The sequence below is a fragment of the Mesorhizobium sp. M7D.F.Ca.US.004.01.2.1 genome (genome assembly GCF_003997785.1).
GTDB classification, from domain to species: Bacteria; Pseudomonadota; Alphaproteobacteria; order Rhizobiales; family Rhizobiaceae; genus Mesorhizobium; species Mesorhizobium loti.
In genome coordinates, this window is sequence record NZ_RZRQ01000006.1 from 34,078 (window position 1) to 57,989 (window position 23,912).

Here is a 23,912-nt window from a genome sequence, read left to right on the forward strand (position 1 = left end):
CAGCGGCTCGGCGCCGAAAGGAGGAGGATCGCTCTCCTACCGCTGCGCCAGCCTGCTGCTCTCGACCGCTATCCCCAGCAGTGCCTGCCGTGCCAGCGCCACGGAAAGATCCGGTCGCCTCCGCGTCTGCAGCACCGCCGTCTGCAGCCGGGTCAGCGCGCGGCTGAGCGCGTCGGTGCTCCAGCGCTCCAGGGCCTTCTCGACCAGCTTACGACGAGAGAAAAACACCGGCGGCCGAGCGGCGGCGACGACCGAGGCGGCGCTTCGATTGCCTGAGTCCATCTGGCCGCGCATGACTTGGATCTGCTGCAACTGCCGCATCGCCGAGGACAGCACCAGGAAGGGCTGGCCGCCCGACTGGCAATGGCGGCTAAAGGCGGTGTCGAAGTCGCCGATCTTGCCTTCGAGAAGCGCATCGACGGCGTCATCGAAGGAGGCGCCGGACACGTCGCCCGACATCGCCTTGACCTCCTCCAGCCCGATCTCGTTCTGGCCATGGGCGTAGAGAATGAGTTTTTCTATCTCACCGCGCGAGGCCAGCCGGTCGCCGCCGAGATTGCGGCGCAGCGCCTGCCTCGCCTCCATGGTCATCGACATGCCGGCCTTGCGCAGTTCATCGTCGATGACCGCGTCGATGTCGCGGGCTTCATCGGCATAGCACGGTAGCGCCATGGCAGTGTCCGCCGCCTCGACGATGGCGCGCAGCCCGACGCCCTTCTTGAGATCGCCGGCCTCGATCAGGATGATCGCGTCTCGCGCGGGCTCCGCCGTCAGCGCCTTGACGTCGTCGGCCAGCGCCTTCTGGCCGCTGGCATTGCGCACCCAAAGCAGGCGCCGGTCGGAGAACATCGGCACGGTGCGGGCTTCGTCAAGCAGCCGGCCCTCGTCGCGATCGACCTCCGACCCCTCGAGCCGGACCACCGAGAACGGGTCGTCGAGCGGCAGGCCGGTCTTTTCGGCAAAGGCCTTCGCCCGCTCGGAGACGAGGCCGCGATCGGGGCCGTAAAGCAGGACAATGGAGATGCGCTGGTCCGGCCGCGCCAACCACCCATCGACCTCGTAAGCTTTCTTCTGTGCCATGGCGGGTTGGTTAGCATGATGCGGGGGCGGGGTGAAATGGTGGAGTGCGTGATCTCCCCCCCTCGAGGAGGAGATGGCCGCAGGCCAGAGGGGGTCGGTTCGATTGGATGCGACCTGCTTGCGGCAGATGGAGGCCGGCGCTTCATGCGCGGCCACCCCCTCTGTTGCCTTCGGCGACATCTCCCCCACGAGGGGGGAGATACCGCCGCTTTCGCCAACTTACCTTATCTTCCGGCAAACCCGGCCCAACCTTCTCCCTAATTGCGCGCGACCGCCCAACATCGACGAGAAATTTCGCGGACATATCTTCATCTTGGTGCTGGGGAGGCTGGATCGGCCGGCGCGACCGGACCGAGGTCCGCAGGCTTGCCCGACGAATTCGCACTGGTCTGGCCGCGCAGATATGCAAATATCTGTTCCAGGCAACATTGGAGGACAAAGGTCATGGCCGATGCTGGGATGTTGCGTTTTCACGTTCCGGAGCCGGAAGTGCGGCCGGGCGGAACGCCTGACTTTTCCAATGTGCCGATCCCGAAGGCCGGCTCGGTGCCGCGCCCCGAGATTGATGTCGATCCGCGCACCATCCGCGATCATGCCTTCTCGATCATCCGGGTGCTGAACCGCAATGGCGAAGCCGTCGGCCCTTGGGCCGGACTGCTGTCCAGCGACGAGCTTTTGGCCGGCCTGCGCCATATGATGACGCTCAGGACCTTCGATGCGCGCATGCAGATGGCGCAGCGGCAGGGCAAGACCTCGTTCTACATGCAGCATCTGGGAGAAGAGGCGGTGGCTTGCGCCTTCCGCAAGGCGCTTGAACCCGGCGACATGAACTTTCCGACCTATCGCCAGGCCGGGCTGCTCATCGCCGACGGCTACCCGATGGTCACAATGATGAACCAGATCTATTCCAACGAGGCCGATCCGCTGAAGGGCCGGCAATTGCCGATCATGTATTCGTCGAAGGAGCACGGCTTCTTCTCGATCTCCGGCAATCTGGCGACGCAGTATATCCAGGCGGTCGGCTGGGCGATGGCTTCGGCGATCAGCAATGATTCGAAGATCGCCGCCGCCTGGATCGGCGATGGCTCGACCGCCGAATCCGACTTTCATTCGGCGCTGGTGTTCGCCTCCACCTACAAGGCGCCGGTGGTGCTCAATGTCGTCAACAACCAGTGGGCGATCTCGACTTTCCAGGGCATTGCGCGCGGCGGTTCGGGCACGTTCGCGGCAAGAGGCCTCGGCTTCGGCATCCCGTCATTGCGCGTCGACGGCAATGACTATCTCGCCGTCCATGCGGTCGCCAAATGGGCGGCGGAGCGGGCGCGCAGCAATCTCGGGCCGACGCTGGTCGAATATGTCACCTACCGTGCCGGCGCGCATTCGAGCTCGGATGATCCGTCCGCCTACCGGCCAAAGACCGAATCCGACGCCTGGCCGCTCGGCGACCCGATCGTGCGGCTGAAGAACCATCTGATAGGGCTCGGTGTCTGGTCGGACGAGCGGCACGCGCAGGCCGAGGCGGAAATCCTCGACACAGTGATCGCGGCACAAAAGGAAGCCGAAAGCCACGGCACGCTGCATGCCGGAGGCAAGCCGTCGACGCGCGACATGTTCGAGGGCCTCTACGCCGAAATGCCGCCGCATCTGCGGCGCCAGCGCCAGCAGGCGGGAGTCTGAGCCATGCCGAGACGGACCATGATCGAGGCCATCCGCGACGCCATGGATGTGTCGATGGGGCGCGACAGCAAAGTTGTCGTGTTCGGCGAGGATGTCGGCTTCTTCGGCGGCGTCTTCCGCTGCACGCAGGGCCTGCAGGCCAAATACGGCAAGAGCCGCTGCTTCGACGCGCCGATCAACGAATCCGGCATTGTCGGCTCGGCCATCGGCATGGCCGCCTATGGCTTGAAGCCGTGCGTGGAAATTCAGTTTGCCGACTATATGTATCCGGCTTACGACCAGCTGACCCAGGAAGCGGCGCGGCTGCGCTATCGCTCCAACGGCGATTTCACCTGCCCGATCGTGGTGCGGATGCCGACCGGCGGTGGCATCTTCGGCGGCCAGACGCACAGCCAGAGCCCGGAAGCGCTGTTCACCCATGTGTCGGGGTTGAAGACGGTGGTGCCGTCCAATCCGCATGACGCCAAGGGGCTGCTGATCGCGGCCATCGAAGATCCGGATCCGGTGATCTTCCTTGAGCCGAAGCGGCTCTACAACGGTCCCTTCGACGGCCATCACGACCGGCCGGTAACGCCATGGTCGAAGCATGAGCTCGGCGAAGTCGCCGACGGCCACTACACCGTGCCGCTCGGCAAGGCGGCGATCCGCCGGGCGGGCTCAGCGATCACCGTGCTGGCCTACGGCACCATGGTCTATGTCGCGCAGGCCGCGGTCGAGGAAACTGGCATCGATGCCGAGATCATCGATCTCAGGACGCTTCTGCCGCTCGACCTCGATACGATCGTCGCCTCGGTCAAGAAGACCGGGCGCTGCGTCATCGTGCACGAGGCGACGCTGACGTCGGGCTTCGGCGCCGAGCTGTCGGCCTTGGTGCAGGAAAATTGTTTCTACCATCTGGAGGCGCCAGTGGCGCGGGTCGCCGGCTGGGACACGCCCTATCCGCATGCGCAGGAATGGGACTATTTCCCCGGTCCCGCGCGCGTCGGCCGCGCTTTGCTTGAAACCATGGGAGCCTGACATGGGTGAACACATCATCAAGCTGCCCGATGTCGGCGAAGGTGTCGCCGAGGCCGAGCTCGTCGAATGGCACGTCAAGATCGGCGACATCGTGCGCGAGGACACCGTGCTTGCCGCCGTCATGACCGACAAGGCAACGGTCGAAATCCCGTCGCCGGTCGATGGCGAAATCCTGTGGCTGGGCGCCGAGATCGGCGACACGGTGGCGATCGGTTCGCCCATCGTGCGGCTGAAGGTGGCGGGCGAGGGCAATGCGAAGCCGCAAAGCGGCGCAGCGGAAGCGGTGGCCGCCGAGCCTCCGGCAAAACTCCCGACCCCGAAACCCGAGGCTGCCGCGCCGCCGGTTGTGAAGACATCGCCAAAGAGCGACGAGCCAAAGGCGAAACCGGCGGCCCCATCGGCCGTTTCGAAAAGCACGGCGCAGCCGTCCGTCTCCGGCGCGCCGCGTCCTGAAGGCGAAAGACCGCTGGCCTCGCCGGCGGTTCGTCTGAGGGCAAAAGAGGCGGGCATCGATCTCAGGCAGGTTGCGGGATCCGGTCCGGCCGGCCGCATCGGCCACGAGGATATCGAGGCTTTCCTGGCGCGCGGTCCGCAGGTCGCCAAGGCATCCGGCCTCGCCCGTAACGATGCGGTACAGGACATCAAGGTGGTGGGCTTGCGGCGCAAGATCGCCGAGAAGATGTCGCTGTCCAAATCGCGCATCCCGCACATCACCTATGTCGAGGAGATCGACGTCACCGCGCTCGAGGAATTGCGCGCCGCGCTCAACAAGGAGAAGCGTCCGGGCGTGGAGCGGCCGAAGCTGACGCTGCTGCCGTTCCTGATGCGGGCGATGGTCAAGGCGATATCGGACCAGCCCAATCTCAATTCGCTGTTCGACGACGAGGCCGGAATCATCCACCAGCATGGCGGCATCCATATCGGCATTGCCGCGCAGACGCCGTCGGGGCTGGTGGTGCCGGTGGTCAAGCATGCCGAGGCGCGCGACATCTGGGATTGCGGCGCCGAGGTTATCAGGCTGGCCGAGGCGGCCAAGTCCGGCACGGCGACACGTGACGAGCTGTCCGGCTCGACCATCACCATCACCTCGCTCGGCGCCATGGGCGGCGTGGCGACGACGCCGGTCATCAACCATCCGGAAGTGGCGATCATCGGCGTCAACAAGATGATGGTGCGGCCGGTGTGGGACGGCACCCAGTTCATCCCGCGCAAGATGATGAACCTGTCCTCCAGTTTCGACCATCGCGTCATCGACGGCTGGAACGCGGCGGTGTTCATCCAGCGCATCAAGACGCTGCTGGAAACGCCGGCGCTGATTTTCGTGGATTGATGCGATGAGAGCCGTCGCAAAGACCCCCTCACCCGGATTGCCAACCGAATTGCAAAGGCAATTCGGGGCAATCCGACCTCTCCCCGAGGGGAGAGGAGGTCGCCGGCGCCAAAGCTCGTCTCTTCTCCCCAGCGGGGAGAAGGTGGACGCGAAGCGGCCGGATGAGGGGGCCTTCCTCACCAGAAAGAGCGAGCCAAGATGAAAGAAATCTCCTGCAAGCTGCTCGTCATCGGCGCCGGTCCCGGTGGTTACGTCTGCGCCATCCGCGCCGGACAGCTCGGCGTCGACACGGTGATCGTCGAAGCCGGCAAACCGGGCGGCACCTGCCTCAATGTCGGCTGCATCCCGTCCAAGGCGCTGATCCATGCGGCCGAGGAGTTCGAGAAGGTCTCGCACATGGAAGGCGGCAATAGCCCGCTCGGCATTTCGGTCACCGCACCCACGCTCGACCTCGCCCGAACCGTCGCCTGGAAGGACGGCATTGTCAGCCGGCTCAACAGTGGCGTTGCCGGTCTGCTCAAGAAGGCCGGCGTCAAGACCGTGCATGGTTGGGCAATGTTTCGCGACGGCAAGACCGTCGCGGTCGAGACCGAGACGGGAAGCCAAGTGATCCGGGCCGAGACGATTGTCATCGCCACCGGTTCGGCGCCGGTGGACCTTTCGTTCATGCCCTTTGGCGGTCCGGTGATTTCCTCCACGGAGGCGCTGGCGCTGAACGAAGTGCCGCAAAAACTCGCCGTCGTCGGTGGCGGCTATATCGGGCTGGAACTCGGCATGGCTTTCGTGAAAATGGGCGCTGAGGTGACAGTGGTCGAGGCCTTGCCGCGCGTGCTGGCGCAGTATGACGCCGAGTTGACGCGGCCGGTGGTCAAGCGGCTCAACGCACTGGGCGTCGAGGTGATGCTGGGTGCCAAGGCCAAGGGGCTGTCGACCAAAGGCGATGCGCTGCTGGTCGAGACCTCAGACGGCAAGAACGCCAAGGTCGCCGCGGACAGGATCCTGGTGACGGTCGGCCGCAAGCCGGTGACCGAAGGCTGGGGGCTCGAGCAGATCGACCTCGACAGGGCGGGAAAATTCATCCGCATCGACGACCAGTGCCGCACCTCGATGCGCGGCATCTTTGCCATCGGCGACGTCACCGGCGAGCCGATGCTGGCGCACCGCGCGATGGCTCAGGGTGAAATGGTCGCCGAGATCATCGCCGGCCATAAGCGCAGCTGGGACAAGCGCTCCATTCCCGCCGTCTGCTTCACCGATCCGGAACTCGTCACCGCTGGCCTGTCACCGGAAGAGGCCAAGGCGCTCGGCGGCGAGATCAAGATCGGCATGTTCCCATTCGCCGCCAATGGGCGGGCGATGACCAAGCTGGGCGAGGACGGCTTTGTTCGCGTCGTGGCGCGGGCGGACAACCATCTGGTGCTCGGCATCCAGGCGGTCGGGCAGGGCGTGTCGGAACTGGCGGCGGCTTTCGGGCTGGCGCTCGAAATGGGCGCAAGGCTGGAGGACATCGCCGGCACCATCCATGCGCATCCGACGCAAGGCGAGGGGTTCCAGGAAGCAGCGCTGAAGGCGCTCGGGCACGCGCTGCATATCTAGGGTGGGTTGCCCGGCCCGCGCGAGCATTTCCGAGAACCGGATTCCACCGTTCGGCATCATGCTCTAGTCTCAGCCAATGAACTCCGACCTGAAGAAATACGTGGCGATTCGCTACAACACCGCCACCGGCTTCATGCCGAGCCAATGGAATGGAAAGGGCAGAGCCAATCTCGACCCGGTGTGGCTGGTCGAGCGGCTGGCGTTGTTCGACACCTATTGCGCGCCCTCGCTCGATGGCCAGTCGCTGAAGGACTTTACGGTCCTGGTCGGGTTCGATTCCGAGACACACGAGAACTACATCCGGACCGTCTGCGATTGTGCGATCGGGATCGACGTCAGGCCGGTCCTCGTCGATGCCGGCGCGGACTACAATGTTGCCTTCAATGCGTTTGTCCAAAGCGACACCGATGCCGAATTCGTTTCGCTGACGCGGCTCGACAGCGATGACGCGCTGGCGCCGAGCTTCATGGAGCGTGTCGACTTCTACGCGCGCCGGGAAATCGCCAAGGGCGAAGTGAACCAGCAACCGCTCTATATAGCCTTTCCGCACGGCCAGAATTTCGATGCGGCAACCAACCGCTATACGCAGCACGAATATCCGACGTCGGCCTTCGGCACGCTGGTCGAGAAGAGATCACCGTCCATGAACGGGGTCTATTGCGACGAGCACACGAAGATGGCGATGCGTTTCAACACCGTTGGGGCGGCCTCGAAGGAGGCCCAATGGTGCATCGTCATCCACGACAACAATGCAGCCAATGTCTTGCGCGGCAAGCCGGTCGCGGAGCCGGCTTTCACGGTGGGCCGGCCCGGTGCCGAAACAGAAACGCGCGCGGCTGCCCGAAAAGAGCCTGCGCAAAAGCAGATGCCGCAGACCTCCGCCAAGGCCTCGCGCAACGCCGGCAATTTCATCCGGTTTCTACTGGGGCGGCCGATGGTGTTGCGGAAATAGGACGTGAGGATCTCCCTTCTCCCCCTGTGGGAGAAGGTGTCGCCGAAGGCGACGGATGAGGGATGCTCCAGGAAACGCCAACGCCTCACTCCGCTGGAACACCCCTCATCCGTCTCGGCGCTGCGCGCCGATCCACCTTCTCCCACAAGGGGCCTGTTGCATAATTCGTTCCGTGGCGTCCAAGCTCCAAAGTTGCAAAGTGCGCGGAGAATCCAGTTTCGGACAAATGCTGTCGGCGAGAATTCCGGTTCATCTTCTCTGTTCGAAATTCGATTTTTTGGAAATCTGTTCCGCGCCTCTCCAGCCAATTTTGTAGTCTTGGAATTATGCAACAGGCCCACAAGGGGAGAAGGCAAGGTGGTGCCGCTTCAGCTCGCCAGCCGGCTCACCATCTCGTGCTGGGCATAGGCACGGCCGAAGCGGTTGGCGAGGAAGGTGTCGAGCGCGATCTCTTCCTGCTTGATGAAACCCGTCGCCGGCAGGCTGCCGTCGGCCAGCATGTCGAGCACGGCGCAGATGCCGGAGGCCGTGGTGATCTGGATGGCGCTGCGCACCTGATTGCCGACGCGCTGGGAGTAGACCTTGTTGGCGTAGGTCTCCTGTAGCAGGCGGCCGTTCTTGCGACCGGAGACGGTGACGAAGACGATGACCACGTCCTGCAGCGTCGCCGGCAGGGCGCTCTCGAAAATGTCCTTCAGCACGTCGCGGCGATGGCGCAGGCCGAGATCGTTGAGCAGCGCCTTCATGATCGCGGCGTGGCCGGGATAGCGGATGGTGCGGTAGTTCAGCGTGCGCACCTTGCCCTTCAGTGTCTCAGCCAGTGTGCCGAGGCCACCAGAGGTGTTGAAGGCCTCGTAGGTGACGCCGTCGAGCGAGAATTCCTCGCGCTCCTCCAGCGGCGGCACTTCGACCAGCTCGCCCTCGACGATCGCCTCGCACGGTTCGCAATATTCGTTGATGACGCCGTCGGTGCTCCAGGTCAGGTTGTAGTTCAGCGCATTGGACGGATATTGTGGCAGGGCGCCTACGCGCATGCGCACGCTCTCCAGCGAATCGAAGCGGCTGGCGAGATCGTTGGCGACGATCGAGATGAAGCCCGGCGCCAGGCCGCATTGCGGAATGAAGGCACTCTTGCCCGAACGCGCCAGCTCCTTGACCCGGCGTGTCGAGACGACGTCCTCGGTCAGGTCGAGATAATGCACGCCGGCACTGGCCGCCGCCTCGGCGATGCGGGTGGTCAGGTGGAAGGGGGCGGCGCTGAGCACCGCGAACTTGCCGGCGAGCGCGGCTTCCAGGGTGCCGGCGGCTTCGATGTCGAGCTCCAGCGCCGCAACCGTGGCCGGCAGTTCGGCAGCAATGAGCTGTGCCGCCGAGCGGTCGACGAGCGTGACCTGGTAATCCCCGGTGGCGGCAAGCATCTCGGCAATGGTCGAGCCGATCTTGCCGGCGCCGACAACAACAATTTTCTTCATGACCGATCCCTCACTGATTGTGAGGCACAGATTCGCAGCTTGCCCGTCGAAAGGAAGCGTGGAATTGTTCGAAACGAAACTCTGATTGGACATTCTGCCGACAGGAATCGTCAAAATGCTCAGTGAAGCCGAACAGGCCCTGCTTTCCCTGCTGCGCGAAAATGCGCGCGCCTCGACCGCCGAGCTCGCGCGGCGGCTTGGCGTTTCCCGCACGACGGTGCAGAGCCGCATCGAGCGGCTGGAACTGCGCGGCATCATCACCGGCTATGGTGTGCGGCTGGCGCCGGACTATGAGCAGGGGCTGGTGCGAGCGCATGTGCTGCTCACCGTGACGCCTAAGCTCGCCGACAAGGTGGTGCGCGGCCTGCGCGCCCTGGCGCCGGTTAGGACGCTGCATTCGGTCAGCGGCAATTTCGACATGATCGTCATTATCGACGCGCCGTCGATCCGCGATCTCGATATGCTGCTCGACCAGATCGGCGCCATGGACGGGGTCGAACGGACTTTGTCATCGATCATCCTGTCGACGCGTATAGACCGCTAGGCGGGGCTTCTGAGGACTTGGACTGCACCAGGCGTTTCGCCGGCTAATCCATCGCTGTGGGAAAACTGACCGATACCGCAAGTCCAGGTCGGCAATCCTCGAGCATAATCGAGGCGCCATGCAGATCGGCGATGGCCCTGACAAGGCTGAGGCCGAGGCCGCTGCCCGGCGTCGACCGGCTGTGGTCCAGCCGGTAAAGCCGCTGGAACACTTTCTCACGCTCTTCTGCCAGAATGCCGGGACCGTTGTCGGCGACGCTGGCCACAACGCGCTCGCCCTGGCGCGTCACCGACAGTTTGATGGATGTGCCTGATGGACAATGGCGCAGTGCGTTCTCGACCAGATTGGCGAACATCTGCGTCAGCAGCTCCCTGTCGCCGTGGATACGCTCCGCCGTCTCGCACAGCTGCACTGACGACAGCGATTTTCCGTCGTCCTCGGCAACGTCGGCATAGATCTCGGCGATGGTTTGCAGAACCTCGCCCAGATCGACATCGGTGAATCGCGCCCGGCGGGCGCCGGCCTCGATCTGCGCGATGCGCAGCAGCGCATCGAAGGTCTCGTTGATCTGCAGGCTCTCGGCATGCGCCTCCGCCAGTTCGCCGGCGACCTTCTGACCCGACAGGTTCTTTTCCGACGCGGTGTCGAGGATCATCTGCAATCGGTTGAGCGGCGTCTTCAGGTCGTGCGCGATGTTGGCGCTGACCTGTTTCATGCCCTCGACCAGCGCCGACAGGCGGTCGAGCGCGGCATTGACCTGGTTGGAGACGATGTCGATATCGTCGCCCTTGCCGGTCAGCGGAATGCGGGTATCCAGCCGTCCATGCGAGACATCCACCATGGTGGCGGCGATGCCGTCGAGACGGCGCTGGACGCGCGAGGCCAGCAGGGCGCCGCCGGCGACCGCCAGCCCGGTGATGATCAGCGTCCCCCAGCCGAAGCTCATCAGCACCACCTCTTCCAGCTCCTCCGTCTCGGAAAGGCTGAAGGCGACGGTCAGGGTGTTGCCGCCGATCGAGCCGGAATAGGCGCGGTATTCGGCCCCCGGCGGCACGCCGGGCAATACGGCGTCGAACATCGAAAAGCCGTCGGGAAGCTCTGCCGCGGTGAAATTGCCGGCCAGATGGTTTCCGGCCGCGTCGGTCAGCGAAAACAGCTGTTCCTTCTTGAGGCTGCGCATGGAGTGGCTGCCGACAGTCTCCACCAGCTCCTTGAGATCGTTGTCGGCATAGGTCGCGGCAACGACCGCGTAGGTTTCCTTGATGGTGTCGTCGAGCCGCTCGGCAAGATCGGCACTCATCATCTGGTAGACGATGGCGCCCGACAAGACGAAGGCCAGCACGAACAGGAAGGCGAAGGTCAAGGCAAGTCGGAACGGCGTGCTGCGCAGCAGGCGGGACCATGTTCCGGTCATGGCGCCGCGTGCAGGCTGTAGCCGGTGTTGCGGACCGTGTGGATGAGCTGGGTTTCGAATGGCTTGTCGATCTTGGCCCGCAGCCGGCTGATATGGGTTTCGACGACGCTAGTCCTGGGATCGAAATGAAAATCCCAGACGCGCTCCAGAAGCATGGTGCGGGTGATGACGCGGCCCTCGCCGCGCATCAGCACTTCCAGCAGGCTGAACTCCCTGGGCTGCAGGTCGATCGGCTGGCCCTGCCTGATAACGCGCCGCATGATCAGGTCCATTTCGAGGTCGGCAACCCGCAGAACGGTTTTCTGCTCCTGCGCGGCCGGCCGTCGGCCGAGCGCGTTGATGCGGGCGAGAAGCTCGGAAAAGGCGAAGGGCTTGACCAGATAGTCGTCGCCGCCCGCCTCGAGCCCTTCGACGCGGTCGTCGATGCCGCCGACCGAGGTGAGAAAGATGGCCGGCGTCCGTACGCCGGCGGCGCGGATCGCCTTGACCATCGACAGGCCGTCGAGGCCCGGGATCATACGATCGGCGACGATCACGTCATAGCTGCCGCTGGTTGCCGCGAAAAGTGCGTCATGTCCGTTGCGAAGCAAGTCGCAGACATGGCCGGCCTCGGTCAGTCCCTTGACGATGTAGTCGGCGGTCCTGTGGTCGTCCTCGACGAGAAGAAGTCGCATGAAAGGTCCGGTCCGTTGCCGAGATCTGGGGCAGGGTAGCACCGGCATGGGTCCGTTCCTAGGATGGCAGGCATTCAGGCCGCTTCCCTGACGAAGCCAAGGTTTCAATCCGACTCCAGCAGGATTTCGTCGGCATCGTCGGCGGTTTTCTTCAGGGTCATGTAGAGAACAAGGGCAATGATGCAGCCGAGGAAGATCAGGCTGGTGAAGGTCGTGCCGAAGCCGAGGCCGCCATATTCGACCGGCTGCGACAGCAGGTCACCGAAGGAGGCGCCAAGCGGGCGGGTCAGGATGTAGGCAAGCCAGAAGGCCAGGATGGCGTCCAGGTGGAGTAGATAATAGGCGAGCGCGATCAGCGCGATCACCCCGCCGAACAGCAGGCCTGACGTGAGGTAGCCCATGTCGAAGGTCTCGGCGACGAGGTCGCCGGCGGCGGTGCCGAGCGAGAAGGTGAAGAGGATCGCCAGCCAGTAGAAGGTCTCGCGTCGGGTGGTGAAGATGGTGTGGATCGACAGAGTCCTTTCGCTGGCGTACCAGACGGCGAATGTTGCGGCGAGCACGACCGAGAAAGCGATGGTCGTCGTCTGCAGGCGCACGCCGAAATTGTCGACGAGATTGTCCGTCACCAGTGTACCAACGACGCTGATCAGCACCACCGCCAGCCAGTAGGCCCATGGCACGTAGCGTTTCTGCGCGAACTGCAAGACAAGCGCTACGATCAGCACGCCCGACATGATCAGCGATGTAACGGTCAGCCCAAGTCCCAGGTTGACGGCGAGATAGTCGGCCGCCGTCTCGCCCATGGTCACCGCCATCAGCTTGATCAGCCAGAAATCGATCGTGACATCCGGAACCCTGTTGTGGCCTGGTCCGGCTGGGGGTTGCGTGTTGTGCGAGAGCATGGCTGATATCCTGAGGCTGGTTCGCGGAATTACTTGCCCATGACCTTCATGGCCTGAGCGAAGAAGTCGTCGGCGCGTTTGTCGTCGTCCGCATTGCAGCGCTCGATGCCCTTGGTCTCCAGCTCCGAGACCTTCGCCTTGTCGGCGGCGCTGAGCGTGGCCGTTGCCTCGGCCGCGCGAAGGGCTTTCAACGTCTCCTCGCAGGGCGCGGTGGCGGCAAAGACGGTGCAAATCGCGCCGGAGATGGCGAGGGTGCCGACCGCGATGGCAAGCGCAAATCTTCTCATGAAACCATTCCTTGTTTGATGCCGGTGGTCGGGCTGCCGCAATGGAAGCCGGCCCTTAAATGGCAGGCCGGCATCCGAACGATAGGGATGCGACTTCACATCAGCCTGTCCGGCGGCATACAAATTCGTAAGAATGGGCGTGGATCGCGCAAAAGGCCTTTACGAATGCCTCGCGATGCGCTGATGAAATGCGGGCGCCTTGCATCCGCCATCAATGTGGTGACCAGTGCCCCGAACCTGCTCAACGCCGGTTGTCGAAGCCCAAGGAAAACAAGAATGACCTACGCTTCCCTCAAGCCGGTTTCACAGGCCTTCGACCAGCGCAAGCGGTTGATCTTCGTGCGGGCCGCGGCGCTGCTGGCGGTGCTGCTGCTGTTTCTCACCAAACCGGCGCTGAGCGAGGGCTCGGACGGGCACGAAAGGCTCGAACTCCTCGGCTTCTGCCTGGTGCTCGCCTGCGTCGTCGGACGACTCTGGAGCATCCTCTATGTCGGCGGCAAGAAGAACGAGGAACTGGTCTCGACGGGACCGTTCTCGACAACCCAGAACCCGCTCTATTTCTTCTCGACGGTCGGCGCGGTCGGCGTCGGATTGCTCTACGGCTCGATGGTGGCGGCGCTGGCGCTGGGCCTCGCCAGCTTCTTCATCTTTCGCGTCACGGCGCGAAAGGAGGCCGAATTCCTGCTCGGCAAATTCGGCCCGGCCTACCTTGCCTATACCAAGGACACGCCCCGCTTCTGGCCAAATCCTTGGCTGTACCACGACCATGACGAGCTGCAGTTCTCGACGCGGGCGCTCAAGCGTACGTTTTTCGACGGGCTTTATTTCCTCGCCATCTTCCCGGCCATCGAACTGGTCGAGCATTTCCGGGCGACCGGCCTGCTGTTTCCAGCCTTCGTCACGCTCTACTGATCGGTTCCTAGCTGCCGAGCGGATGCGGCATATAGCCGACAAAGCCCGCGATCTTCCAACGTCCGCTGACCTTCCTGCAGAAATACAGCGTCTGCCATTTCAGCCTGTCGACGCTGCCATCCGCCTTGGCAACCGAGCCGTCGAATTTCTTGTGCAGCACGGCGCGGTCGCCATCGACATCGATGTCGCGCATGTTGGTGACGCGAAACAGCGCCTCGCGCAGCGGCTCGGCGAATTTGGTCGCCGCCGTCTCCTTGGCCTGGCGCAGCCACTCGTCGCGATAGATTTCCAGCCTCGGAAACTGCAGCCGCCAGGCGTCGGCATTGCTGAGGAAATGCGCGTGCATGCCGAAGAAGCTGTCGGCGACGAAATCATCCTCGACCATGGACCAGTCCTGGCCGATGAAGGCGTCGATGTCGCGCCGCACCAGCATTTCCCAGAGCGCGTGGCGATCCGCATCGCCTGATGGAAACGGGTTCTTGTCGTAGGTCATTGCTATTGTCTCCGGTCCGGCAAATGCGTCTGTGCGTTGCGGCTGCAAAGGCAGCCCGACAGCGCTCACGATGCAAGCGCTTCTGTAATAAAGCAACATAGATTTCGAAGAATGTTGCTTTCCAACAAGGCCCCTATGAGGATCGCCCCGATCGGGGTAAATGTCGACGCAAGCGGGCGCTGCCACGGCATCCCGTCCTGTCATCAGAGGAGGCCTTCCCTTGCCCAAGCAATGTTTTGGAATGTCGCATGTGCCGCTGTCGCCAGCCGTGCGGGCCGGTGATCTCGTTTATGTCTCCGGCCAGGTGCCCGTCGGCAGCGACGGCATCGTGGTCAAGGGCGGCATAACGGAACAGACAGAACAGGTGCTCGCCAACATCAAGGCTGCGTTGGCGCTCGCCGGCTGCACCCTGGACGATGTCGTGAAGACGACGGTCTGGCTGGAGGACGCGCGCGATTTCGGCGCCTTCAACGCTGTCTACGCCAAGCACTTTCCGAAGAACCCGCCGGCCCGCACCACGGTCGAATCGCGGCTGATGATCGACATCAAGATCGAGGTCGAGGCGGTCGCCTACCGGCCTCTCTAAGCGAAGCTGGCGAACCGGAGGTGACCTCAATGCAATTCGACCTCCTGCTGAAGGGCGGACGGCTGATCGACCCGGCGTCCGGGCTCGATGCGCCGCGCGATGTCGCCATTGCCAATGGCCGCATTGCGGCGGTCGACGCCGATATCCCGGCCGGCCGCGCCGCGCAGGTCGTCGATGCCGGCGGCTGCATCGTCACACCAGGCCTCGTCGACCTGCATAGCCACGTCTATTGGGGCGGCACCTCGCTCGGCGTCGATGCCGATCGGCTGGCCGCCAAGAGCGGCACCACCACCTTCATCGATGCGGGCAGTGCGGGAGCCGGCAATTTCCTCGGCTTCCGCCGCCACGTCATGGAGCGCTCGAAGGTTCGCATCCTGGCCTATGTCAACATTTCCTTTGCCGGCATCTTCGGCTTCTCGCAGACGGTGTCGGTCGGCGAATGCAGCGACCTCAGGCTATGCGAGCCGCGCGAGGTTGTGGCAGCGGTGCGTGAACACCGCGATGTCGTGGTCGGCGTAAAAGTTCGCTCCGGCAAACATGCCGGCGGGACCAGCGGCATCGCCCCGGTGGATCTCGCGCTGGAGGCTGCCGACCAGGCTGGCCTGCCGCTGATGGCGCATATCGACGAGCCGCCGCCCGGCCGCTCGGAAGTGCTGCCGCGCCTGCGCAAGGGCGATATCCTCACCCACTGCTTCCGCCCATTCCCCAACGCGCCGGTCTTCGCCTCCGGCGCCGTGAGGCCCGACATGCGGCTGGCGCGCGAGCGTGGCGTTATCTTCGACATCGGCCACGGCATGGGCTCGTTCGATTTCGCCGTCGCCAGGGCGATGCTCGAGGAAGGGCTGGCGCCGGACGTGATCAGCAGCGATGTGCATCTCTACTGCGTCGATGGGCCGGCCTTCGACATCTTGGTCTGCATGTCGAAGCTGCTGGCGCTCGGCATGCCGCTGGTCGAGGTCCTACGCGCCGCAACACAAGCGCCGGCGCAGGCGATCGCCAGACCTGATCTGGGCACGCTGGCGGTCGGCACTGTCGGCGACGTCGCCGTGCTGCGGCAGCGCCCGGGCCGCTTCACCTTCGTCGACGCGGTTGGCGCATCGCTGGTCGCCGACCAGCGGCTGATCTGCGAAGGCATCGCCATCGGCGGCACCTGGTGGCCGAACGAGGCGGTCAACGATGTCAGCGAGACCGAGCGTTTTGAGCCGCATGAGCGGCATACGCATGTCGAGGTTGCGGCGAGGCATTTTGGACATCGGCACGATTGAGGCTGCGCCTTTCTGCTGACGGTCGTTGGATGTCAGCGCAGTCAGGCCGGATCCAGCATGCCGACGAAGCGCTCGGCGTCCATCGTCATCAAAAGCTCGATGCGCTCGCGGATCAGATCGTCGCTCCAATTCCACCATTCCAGCGTCTGCAGGCGCTCGATGACTCCCGGCGAGAATCTGTATCTGAGGACACGAGCGGGATTGCCGACCGCGATGGCGTAGGGAGGGATGTCCCTGGTGACGATGGCGCCCGCACCGATGACTGCTCCGTTGCCGATCGTGACACCGCTGAGGATGGTACAACGAGCACCAAACCACACGTCATTGCCGACGGTGATTGGCCCCTTGCCGGAGGGTTCGGGACCGCTTCGGGCCTTTCCGTACATACGGTGGATCGGATAGGTGGTTGCGGTGCCGACCCCGTGTTCAGCCGCGCAGACGAAGAGAACTTCCGGGCCAACCGAACAGAACGAGCCTATTCGCACCGGCACGTTTTCATGCGGCATATAGAACGATCTCTTGTTGAGACCGTAGGTATGACGGCCAATCTCAACGCCTGGCAATGGCGGCAACGGGTCCTTTTTCAGTCCCAGCTTTATACGAAGTCCTCTCAGCAGTCCCACCAGCTTCCCCCCAGGAATTGCCAGGCAACACAGGGAGACTACTCACCACATCTGAAAAGTTCGCAAGCAATTTCGTGTAGTGGCCCAACGCTACTGGCGTACCGGATCAGGAGTTGCTCGGCTTTCCGTAAACCGGCGTCGCGATACCTTCCATCCGTGCCTTGATCTGCAGCGCCACATATTTGGAGTAAAACCTCGACAGCGCCAGATTGCCGCCGTGGAACCACAGCGCTTCCTGCGCGGTCGGCTTCCACATGTTGCGCAGCTCGCCTTGCCATGGTCCGGGGTCGCCCTTGACGCCCGAGCCAAGCCCCCAACAGGGGCCGACCTTGTCGGCGACGTCGCGAGAGACGATCGCCGCCACCGTCTCGTTCATCGACTGATAGCCGGTGCAGGCGATAATGGCGTCGGCGGCAAGTTCGCTGCCGTCCTCGAACAGAATGCCGTTCGGTGTCAGCGACTTGATGGCGACGCCGCTGCGGACGCCGATCTCTCCGTCGATGATGAGATCCGAAGCGCCGACATCGATGTAGTAGCCGGAGCCGGTGCGGTAGGCCTTCATCAAAAGGCCGGTTTCGTCGTCGCCGAAATCGATGGCGAAGCCGGCGGCGCGTAAGCGATCATAGAAGGCCGCGTCGCGCGCCTTGATCACCTCGTAGAGCGCCCGCTGGCCCTTGGGCACCAGCGCGAACGGCGTCGAGGCGACGATCATGTCGGCCTTCTCGGTGGTTATGCCGCGTGCCAGCGCCGTCTCCGAAAAGATCTCGAAGCCGACCTCCATCAGCGTGTCCGATTTGACCACCGTCGTCGGTGAGCGCTGGATCATGGTCACCTCGGCGCCGCTCTCCCAGAGGTCGACGCAGACATCGTGCCCAGAGCTTGCCGCGCCGATGACGGCGACCTTCCTGCCACGAAATTTCTCGCCGCTGGAATACTGGCTGGAGTGCAGAAGCTCGCCCTTGAACTGATCGGCGCCCGGCAGATCGATCCGCCGTGGCGGGCCATAAGCGCCGGTGGCGAAGACGATGTGCTTCGGCTTCAGCGTGATGTGCCGGCCGACGCGGTCGACCACCACGGTCCAGACTTTCTCCACCTCGTCATAGCTGGCGCTAAGGCATTTCGTGGCGACCCAATAGTTGAGCTCCATGACGCGCGTGTACATTTCCAGCCAGTCGCCCATCTTGTCCTTGGGCGTGAACACCGGCCAGTTTTCGGGGAAGGGAATGTAGGGCAGATGGTCGTACCAGACCGGGTCGTGCAGCACGAGCGTGCGGTAGCGGTTGCGCCAGGAGTCGCCCGGCCTTGCGTTCTTCTCGATGACGATGGTGGGCACGCCGAGCTGGCGCAGCCGCGCGCCCAGCATGATGCCGCCCTGGCCGCCACCGATGACCAGGCAGTAGGGCTGTTCATCAGTGCCGAGCTCGCGCGTCTCGCGCGCCCGCGCCTCCGACCAGGTCTCGCGCCTGGGATCGGCCTTGTGGCGCACACCCAGCGGCCGCTCCGCCCCCTTGCGCTCCTCGAACCCTTTGAGGTCGGTCATCGCCGTGAACAATGTCCGGCAGCGGCCGTCGCGCAGCCGCATGATGCCCTCTCCTGACGCCACTGCTGTTTCGAAGCTGAACCAGGCTTCGATGGTGCCCTCGTCCGAGGTCGCCTCGCCGGTCAGCTGCCATGCCTTGGGCTTGGTCGTCGCCAGCGCCGCCGCCAGCATGTCGGCGATCGCCTCGCGGCCTTCCATGGTCGTGATGTTCCAGGTGAAGGTCAGGAGATCGCGCCAATAGCAGTCGTCGACGAACAGGTTGCTCGCTGCCGCCCCATCGCCGGCTTCGAGCGCCTGCGCCAGGGATTCGAGCCATGCGGCGGCCTGTTTCGTCGGTACTATTTCGAGCATTTCTTCCCTCTTTGTGCGTGCGCCGACACATGGCGCAAAATCTCAATTGTCGAACTCAGCGCCGCCCCTCATCCGCCTGCCGGCGTTCGTCGTTCGAAAAGCCAAGCAGTTGGCTTTTCGTCCGCTACGCGGACCATTCCTCACCTCCCCGTGAACGGGGAGAAGGGAGCTAGTCTCCGAGCGGCTCCATCTCCTTGCCGGTGCGGTGGATCTGGGCGTTGTATTTGATGCGGCGGACGGTCTCGCGGGCCGAGCCGTCGAGCTTGTAGGCCGAGGCCACCGCCAAAAGGTCGATCGCCGCCAGGAAGGCGAAGCGCGACGCCGTCGGCTTCAGCGTATCGGGATATTCGGGCACCGCCACCGTCAGCCTGACGTCGCAGGCACGGGCGAGATCGGTGTCGGGCGCGGTCACGGCGATCGCATTGGCGCGGTAGTGCTTGGCGAGTTCGACGGCTTCGATCACCTCGCGGGTGCGTCCCGTCGCCGAAATGGCGATCACCAGATCACCCGGCTTCAAGGTCGAGGCGGTCATGCGCATCAGATAGGGGTCGCACTGGGCGCTGACTGTGATGCCGTAGCGGAACAGCCGGTACTGGGTTTCCTGCGCCAGCGCCGAGGAACTGCCGCCGAGGCCGAAGACTGTAACCTGGCGCGCCTTGGCGACCAGCTCGGCCGCCTTCTGCAACTGCGCCGGGTCGAGCTGCCGCTCGGCCTCCTGCAGCGCCCGGCGCGCCTCGCCGAACACGGCATTCCAGAACGGCATGCCATTGTCGTTGCTGACGGAAGGTGACTTGGCCAGATAGAGCGCCCCGACGACGAGGCTCTGCGCCAGCTTCAGCTTGAAGTCGCGCACGCCCTCGCAGCCGATGGCGCGGCAGAACCGGGTCACCGTCGGTTCGCTGACCCCGGCGCGCTGGGCAAGGGCGGCATTGGAGGCGTCGACGGCATATTTGACATCGTCGAGCACGACATCGGCGACACGCCGTTCGGCCGGGCGCAATTCGCTGTAGGAATCCTTGACCAGCGAGATGATGTCGGGAATGCGCCGGACAGGATCGCGCCCCTCAGTATCGTGGCCTGGAACAGGCTCGTCCTGGCTGCCAGCTTCGGTCATGGGGTCCTGGTCTTTCCCTGGGTTGCGTGGCTGCCGTCTTAGCATGTTTGCACGTCATGGCTCCACGTGCCTGACCACATCGCAACCGTAGCGTGTCGTTGGGGAAACCTCACCTTCCCCGCTTCCTTCCAGTCTGCGCGAATTCGGAAGTATGTAGGAAAGCAACATGTATTTCAAGGTCACGAAAACATCAAGAAAACAATTGGATAGCTAGGCGTGTCCATTTTTGTGATACGGGTACCAGCGCTCGTGCTTGACAGGAAAGTAGGATAGTTACAGACTGATTTCGCGGTCGGGTGAGCCAATGGATCATCGCGCAATCTTCCCGGGGGGCAGATGAACACGGGCGATGCAAGAAACCCGAAGCTTGGCGTGCAGGCAGCGACCAAGATCTATCATACGGCCTCCGGCGACCTGCTGGCGCTGGACCGCTGCAGCCTCGATGTCAGCGCCAATGAAATCGTCTCGATCGTCGGCCCTTCCGGTTGCGGCAAGACGACCCTTTTGTGGTCGATGTCGGGCCTGCACAGCCTGACCAGCGGCGAGATCCGGCTTGACGGGAAGACCATCACCGGCCCGCATCCCGATATCGGCATCGTCTTCCAGGAAGCGAACCTTCTGCCGTGGCGCAATCTCGATGCCAACATCCGCTTCCCCTTCGAGATCAAGGGCGAGAAGCCGGACCGGGCATGGATCGCGCATCTGCTCAACCGCGTCGGGCTCGACGGCTTCGGCGGCAAGTTTCCGCGCGAACTGTCGGGCGGCATGCAACAGCGCGCGGCGATCGTGCGGGCGCTGGCGCTGAAGCCGTCGGTGCTGCTGATGGACGAGCCGTTCGGCGCGCTCGACAGTTTTACCCGCGAGGAGATGAACCGGCTGGTAGAGGAGATCTGGCTCGACACCAAGACCACCATCGTCTTCATCACCCACAGCATCGAGGAGGCGATCTTCCTCTCCGACCGGGTGGTGGTGCTGAGCGCCCGGCCGGGTCGTGTCGCCAAGGAGTATCGCGTGCCGTTTGCGCGGCCACGCTCGCTGGAGATCATGGCGACGAAAGAGGTCTTCGACCTCACCAACCGGATCAAGATGGACATTGTCGGCGAACGCACGCGGCCAAAAGCGCCGGAGCGCCCGAGCGCCGAGATCGTGAGGATCAGGCCGTGAGCGGAGGCGACGCCATTCCGGAATTCTCGAAGTCCAAGACCGGTGACGGCCACGAGGTCAGCCTGACCAATCTGTCGGCCTTCGCCAGCGGCCCCGGCATCAAGTCGGGCAAGGAGGTGGCGGCCATTCTTGCGGTGGCGGTGATCATCATCGGCGGCATCGAGCTGGCGCTACGCCTGTTCCATGTGCCGCTCTATATCATGCCGCCGCCGAGCTCGATTGCCTATGCGCTGTTCGACGAGTTTCCGCTGATTGCGCCGCATCTCGGCTACACGCTGGTCGAGCTGGTGTCCGGCTTCACCATCGGCGCTATCATCGGCCTGGTGCTGGCCGCCGTCATCACCCAGTTCCCGTTCGCCGAGAAGATCGTCGCGCCCTACATCCTGCTTTTGGTCACCACGCCGATGCTGGCGCTGGTGCCGCTTCTGATCCTGCGCTTTGGCTTCGGCTACACGCCGCGCATCATCGCGGTGGCGCTGGCCGCCGGGCCGATGGTGATGATCAATGCCGCCACCGGTTTCCGTCGCGTCGACAGTGCCAAGATTGCGCTGGCGCGCTCCTATGGCGCCAGCACCTTGCAGATCTTCTGGAAGATCCGCGCGCCGATGGCGCTGCCGATGATCCTGGTCGGGCTGATGATCGGCGCCATCTTCGGCCTGTTGACCGCGGTCGGCGCCGAGATGGTCGGCGGCGGTTTCGGCCTCGGCAACCGGCTGACCACCTATTCGTCGATGATCCAGATGCCGCAGTTCTTCGCGGTGGTGCTGATCTTGTCGACGCTCGGCATCCTGATCTACGTGCTGTTCTTCCTGATCGGCAAGAAATGGGCGAGCTGGGAGGCTTGAACACAAAGGATAAGGCGGCGCCCGGGAGGCGGGCGGCAAGAGACTGACGTCAAACAAAAAGGGGAATGCCATGACCAAAGAGAACTCGATCAACCCGGCGGGGATCAGCCGCCGCTATTTCCTGCAGGTGACCGGCGCCGGGCTGGTGACGGCAACCGCGCTCGGCGCCACTGGCCTCAAGGCCAGCGCCGAACCCTACGGAAAATTCACCTGGATCTCGCCGCGCGGCACGCTCGAAGTGCTCGACGACTATCCCTACTGGGCGGCCAAGAAGGCGGGCTATTTCGATGGGCTGGACACCGACATGCAGCCGGGACCATCGGACGGCACCGCGACGGTGAAGTTCGTCGACGTCGGCCAGGCCGATATGGGCTTCCCGTCGCCCGGCGTGTTCTCCTTCGCCATCCAGAACGGCATGAAGCTTAAGTCGGTGTTCCACATGGGCGCGCGCGACACGTTCAGCTTCGCCTTCCGCAAGGGCGAGGGATCGAACGATCTGAAGAAGCTGGAAGGCAAGACCATCCTGCTCGGCTCCGCCGCCTGGCAGTCGATCACCGACCCGCTGCTGGCCGCGCAAGGCGTCGACATCAAGAAGGTGAAATATGTCGAGGCCGGCTGGCCGACCTGGGGCACGGCCCTTGCCGGCGGCCAGGGCGACGCTGCCCTGTCATGGGAGGGGCTCCGCGCCGAGTGGATCGCCAAGGGGCTCGACTTCGAATACTGGCTCGGCGTGCAGAATTCGAAGCTGCCGGCCAACACCTTCGTCGTGCGCGCCGCCGACCTAGAGGATCCCGACCGCAAGGCGTTCCTGGAGAAATATCTGCGCGGCTGGGCGATGGGCCTCGAATTCGGCTACCAGAATCCGCGCGCGGCCGTCGAAGCGGTGTTCGAGCAGTTCCCGACGCTGGCCAAGAATCTGGGACCCGAACTCGGCACCACCTCGATCCTGCAGCAGATCAACGTCTTCCGCGGCGACATGGACAAGCGCGGCGGCTGGGGCTCGCACGATATGGCGAGCTGGCAGGGCTTCTTCGACGAGATCCACAAGATCGGCCAGATCACCGCTCCGGTGAAGGCCGAGGATGTCTGCACCAACGACCTGATCGGCCCGGCCAATGATTTCGACAAGGCCAAGGTCAAGGCCGACGCCGACGGATACAAGCTGTCGGAAGGCTTTGCCGCGCTCGATGTCGAGAAGATCAAGGCGCATCTGTTCGATTCGGCGATCAAGTAGGAACCGGCGACAACAAGATCGGGCGGCGACACGATTGCCGCCCGCAATCCATTTCAATGAAAAGCGTGGGAGGTAGCGGTGTCCGACAAGGTAAAAGTGCTGGTGGTGGGTCTCGGCAATATGGGTGCGTCGCATGCCAGCGCCTATCACCGGCTCGACGGTTTCGAGATCGTCGGCATCATGAGCCGCTCGATCAAGAGCAACACGAAGATCCCGGCCGAACTGGCCGGCTATCCGCTCTATGAGGATTTCGACCAGGCGCTGAAGGAGACCAGGCCCGACGCCGTCTCGATCAACAGCTGGCCGAACACTCACGCCGAATACGCGCTGAAGGCAATCGCCGCCAACTGCCATGTGTTCATGGAAAAGCCGCTCGCCACCAACAATGAGGATGCCGAAAAGGTTGTCGCGGCGGCGCGGGCCAAGAACCGCAAGCTCGTGCTCGGCTATATCCTGCGCGTCCATCCCTCCTGGATCAAGTTCATCGAGGTCGGCAAGACGCTCGGCAAGCCGCTGGTGATGCGGCTCAACCTCAACCAGCAGAGCAGCGGCAGCGCCTGGCACTGGCACAAGAACCTGATCGATTCGCTGATCCCGATCGTCGACTGCGGAGTGCACTATGTCGACGTCATGTGCCAGCTGACCGGCGCCAAGCCGGTGCGCGTGCACGGCATCGGCGCCAAATTGTGGGCGGAAGCCGACAAGCAGAATTACGGCCATCTGCACGTCACCTTCGATGACGGCTCGGTCGGCTGGTACGAGGCCGGATGGGGCCCGATGATGAGCGAGACGGCCTATTTCGTGAAGGACGTGGTCGGCCCCAAGGGCGCGGTGTCGATC

The 23,912-nt window shown here is 63.7% G+C and carries 23 protein-coding genes; 13 read left to right on the forward strand and 10 right to left on the reverse strand.

Going from position 1 to position 23,912, the window contains the following annotated elements:
- Nucleotides 1-36: 36 nt before the first annotated feature.
- Nucleotides 37-1,080, reverse strand: a complete 1,044-nt coding sequence (gene holA, locus EN993_RS02810) for a DNA polymerase III subunit delta (RefSeq protein ID WP_109663602.1) — start codon at nucleotides 1,078-1,080, stop codon at nucleotides 37-39.
- 444 nt (nucleotides 1,081-1,524) lie between these two features.
- On the opposite strand from holA, the gene EN993_RS02815 reads away from it, so the two are divergent.
- The 5 genes from EN993_RS02815 (at nucleotide 1,525) to EN993_RS02835 (ending at nucleotide 7,652) form a co-directional block, all read left to right on the forward strand.
- Entirely contained in the window at nucleotides 1,525-2,757 is a 1,233-nt protein-coding gene (locus tag EN993_RS02815; protein WP_109663604.1) for a 3-methyl-2-oxobutanoate dehydrogenase (2-methylpropanoyl-transferring) subunit alpha, read from the forward strand.
- A gap of 3 nt (nucleotides 2,758-2,760) precedes the next feature.
- Nucleotides 2,761-3,774 (forward strand): alpha-ketoacid dehydrogenase subunit beta, encoded by a 1,014-nt coding sequence (locus EN993_RS02820; protein ID WP_109663606.1) that lies wholly within the window; start codon nucleotides 2,761-2,763, stop codon nucleotides 3,772-3,774.
- Between the two features lies 1 nt (nucleotide 3,775).
- The gene (locus EN993_RS02825; RefSeq protein ID WP_127262319.1) at nucleotides 3,776-5,104 is read left to right on the forward strand and encodes a dihydrolipoamide acetyltransferase family protein; all 1,329 of its coding nucleotides are present in this window, start codon (nucleotides 3,776-3,778) and stop codon (nucleotides 5,102-5,104) included.
- A gap of 198 nt (nucleotides 5,105-5,302) precedes the next feature.
- A complete protein-coding gene (gene lpdA, locus EN993_RS02830) occupies nucleotides 5,303-6,700 on the forward strand; it encodes a dihydrolipoyl dehydrogenase (RefSeq protein ID WP_127262320.1) in 1,398 nt (465 codons plus the stop codon).
- 100 nt (nucleotides 6,701-6,800) lie between these two features.
- Complete coding sequence (locus tag EN993_RS02835) at nucleotides 6,801-7,652, forward strand: glycosyltransferase (RefSeq protein WP_164757520.1); 852 nt, start codon at nucleotides 6,801-6,803, stop codon at nucleotides 7,650-7,652.
- Between the two features lie 368 nt (nucleotides 7,653-8,020).
- Here EN993_RS02835 and EN993_RS02845 read toward each other — a convergent pair whose 3' ends face one another.
- Nucleotides 8,021-9,124, reverse strand: a complete 1,104-nt coding sequence (locus EN993_RS02845; protein WP_109665309.1) for a saccharopine dehydrogenase family protein — start codon at nucleotides 9,122-9,124, stop codon at nucleotides 8,021-8,023.
- A 115-nt stretch (nucleotides 9,125-9,239) separates the two neighbouring features.
- On the opposite strand from EN993_RS02845, the gene EN993_RS02850 reads away from it, so the two are divergent.
- Nucleotides 9,240-9,668, forward strand: coding sequence for an Lrp/AsnC family transcriptional regulator (locus EN993_RS02850; RefSeq protein WP_109663614.1), 429 nt, complete (start codon nucleotides 9,240-9,242; stop codon nucleotides 9,666-9,668).
- 43 nt (nucleotides 9,669-9,711) lie between these two features.
- Here the strand turns inward: EN993_RS02850 and EN993_RS02855 are convergent, their stop codons facing one another.
- The 4 genes from EN993_RS02855 to EN993_RS02870 all read right to left on the reverse strand — a co-directional run bounded on the left by EN993_RS02855 (nucleotide 9,712) and on the right by EN993_RS02870 (nucleotide 12,945).
- Complete coding sequence (locus EN993_RS02855; protein WP_127262323.1) at nucleotides 9,712-11,082, reverse strand: HAMP domain-containing sensor histidine kinase; 1,371 nt, start codon at nucleotides 11,080-11,082, stop codon at nucleotides 9,712-9,714.
- Nucleotides 11,079-11,756 (reverse strand): winged helix-turn-helix domain-containing protein, encoded by a 678-nt coding sequence (locus EN993_RS02860; RefSeq protein WP_109663619.1) that lies wholly within the window; start codon nucleotides 11,754-11,756, stop codon nucleotides 11,079-11,081. The genes EN993_RS02855 and EN993_RS02860 overlap by 4 nt, the downstream gene beginning before the upstream one ends.
- Nucleotides 11,757-11,860: 104 nt before the next feature.
- Nucleotides 11,861-12,658, reverse strand: a complete 798-nt coding sequence (locus tag EN993_RS02865; RefSeq protein ID WP_127262324.1) for a hypothetical protein — start codon at nucleotides 12,656-12,658, stop codon at nucleotides 11,861-11,863.
- 29 nt (nucleotides 12,659-12,687) lie between these two features.
- Nucleotides 12,688-12,945: a hypothetical protein gene (locus EN993_RS02870; protein ID WP_127262325.1), complete on the reverse strand. Its 258-nt coding sequence runs from the start codon at nucleotides 12,943-12,945 to the stop codon at nucleotides 12,688-12,690.
- Between the two features lie 276 nt (nucleotides 12,946-13,221).
- On the opposite strand from EN993_RS02870, the gene EN993_RS02875 reads away from it, so the two are divergent.
- A complete protein-coding gene (locus EN993_RS02875; protein ID WP_109665314.1) occupies nucleotides 13,222-13,857 on the forward strand; it encodes an isoprenylcysteine carboxylmethyltransferase family protein in 636 nt (211 codons plus the stop codon).
- Nucleotides 13,858-13,864: 7 nt separating this feature from the next.
- Here EN993_RS02875 and EN993_RS02880 read toward each other — a convergent pair whose 3' ends face one another.
- Complete coding sequence (locus tag EN993_RS02880; protein ID WP_127262326.1) at nucleotides 13,865-14,350, reverse strand: hypothetical protein; 486 nt, start codon at nucleotides 14,348-14,350, stop codon at nucleotides 13,865-13,867.
- A 241-nt stretch (nucleotides 14,351-14,591) separates the two neighbouring features.
- Between EN993_RS02880 and EN993_RS02885 the strand changes: the two genes are divergently transcribed.
- Both EN993_RS02885 and EN993_RS02890 read left to right on the forward strand, forming a co-directional pair.
- Nucleotides 14,592-14,936, forward strand: coding sequence for a RidA family protein (locus EN993_RS02885; RefSeq protein ID WP_206532338.1), 345 nt, complete (start codon nucleotides 14,592-14,594; stop codon nucleotides 14,934-14,936).
- A gap of 29 nt (nucleotides 14,937-14,965) precedes the next feature.
- Nucleotides 14,966-16,201 carry an amidohydrolase/deacetylase family metallohydrolase gene (locus EN993_RS02890; RefSeq protein ID WP_127262328.1) on the forward strand — a complete coding sequence of 412 codons (1,236 nt, stop codon included), beginning with the start codon at nucleotides 14,966-14,968 and terminating at the stop codon, nucleotides 16,199-16,201.
- Nucleotides 16,202-16,242: 41 nt separating this feature from the next.
- On the opposite strand, the gene EN993_RS02895 is transcribed toward EN993_RS02890, so the two are convergent.
- From EN993_RS02895 to EN993_RS02905, 3 genes are all read right to left on the reverse strand, one after another.
- Entirely contained in the window at nucleotides 16,243-16,824 is a 582-nt protein-coding gene (locus EN993_RS02895) for a CatB-related O-acetyltransferase (RefSeq protein WP_164757521.1), read from the reverse strand.
- Between the two features lie 106 nt (nucleotides 16,825-16,930).
- Nucleotides 16,931-18,715, reverse strand: coding sequence for an NAD(P)/FAD-dependent oxidoreductase (locus EN993_RS02900; RefSeq protein WP_127262330.1), 1,785 nt, complete (start codon nucleotides 18,713-18,715; stop codon nucleotides 16,931-16,933).
- A 169-nt stretch (nucleotides 18,716-18,884) separates the two neighbouring features.
- Complete coding sequence (locus EN993_RS02905) at nucleotides 18,885-19,829, reverse strand: MurR/RpiR family transcriptional regulator (RefSeq protein ID WP_127262331.1); 945 nt, start codon at nucleotides 19,827-19,829, stop codon at nucleotides 18,885-18,887.
- A gap of 336 nt (nucleotides 19,830-20,165) precedes the next feature.
- On the opposite strand from EN993_RS02905, the gene EN993_RS02910 reads away from it, so the two are divergent.
- The 4 genes from EN993_RS02910 to EN993_RS02925 form a co-directional block, all read left to right on the forward strand.
- Entirely contained in the window at nucleotides 20,166-20,993 is an 828-nt protein-coding gene (locus tag EN993_RS02910) for an ABC transporter ATP-binding protein (protein ID WP_109663634.1), read from the forward strand.
- Entirely contained in the window at nucleotides 20,990-21,838 is an 849-nt protein-coding gene (locus tag EN993_RS02915; protein WP_109663636.1) for an ABC transporter permease, read from the forward strand. The genes EN993_RS02910 and EN993_RS02915 overlap by 4 nt, the downstream gene beginning before the upstream one ends.
- A gap of 70 nt (nucleotides 21,839-21,908) precedes the next feature.
- The gene (locus EN993_RS02920) at nucleotides 21,909-23,072 is read left to right on the forward strand and encodes an ABC transporter substrate-binding protein (protein WP_109663638.1); all 1,164 of its coding nucleotides are present in this window, start codon (nucleotides 21,909-21,911) and stop codon (nucleotides 23,070-23,072) included.
- A gap of 78 nt (nucleotides 23,073-23,150) precedes the next feature.
- Nucleotides 23,151-23,912 (forward strand): Gfo/Idh/MocA family oxidoreductase (locus EN993_RS02925; RefSeq protein ID WP_164757522.1); only part of this gene is annotated, 762 nt, incomplete at its 3' end.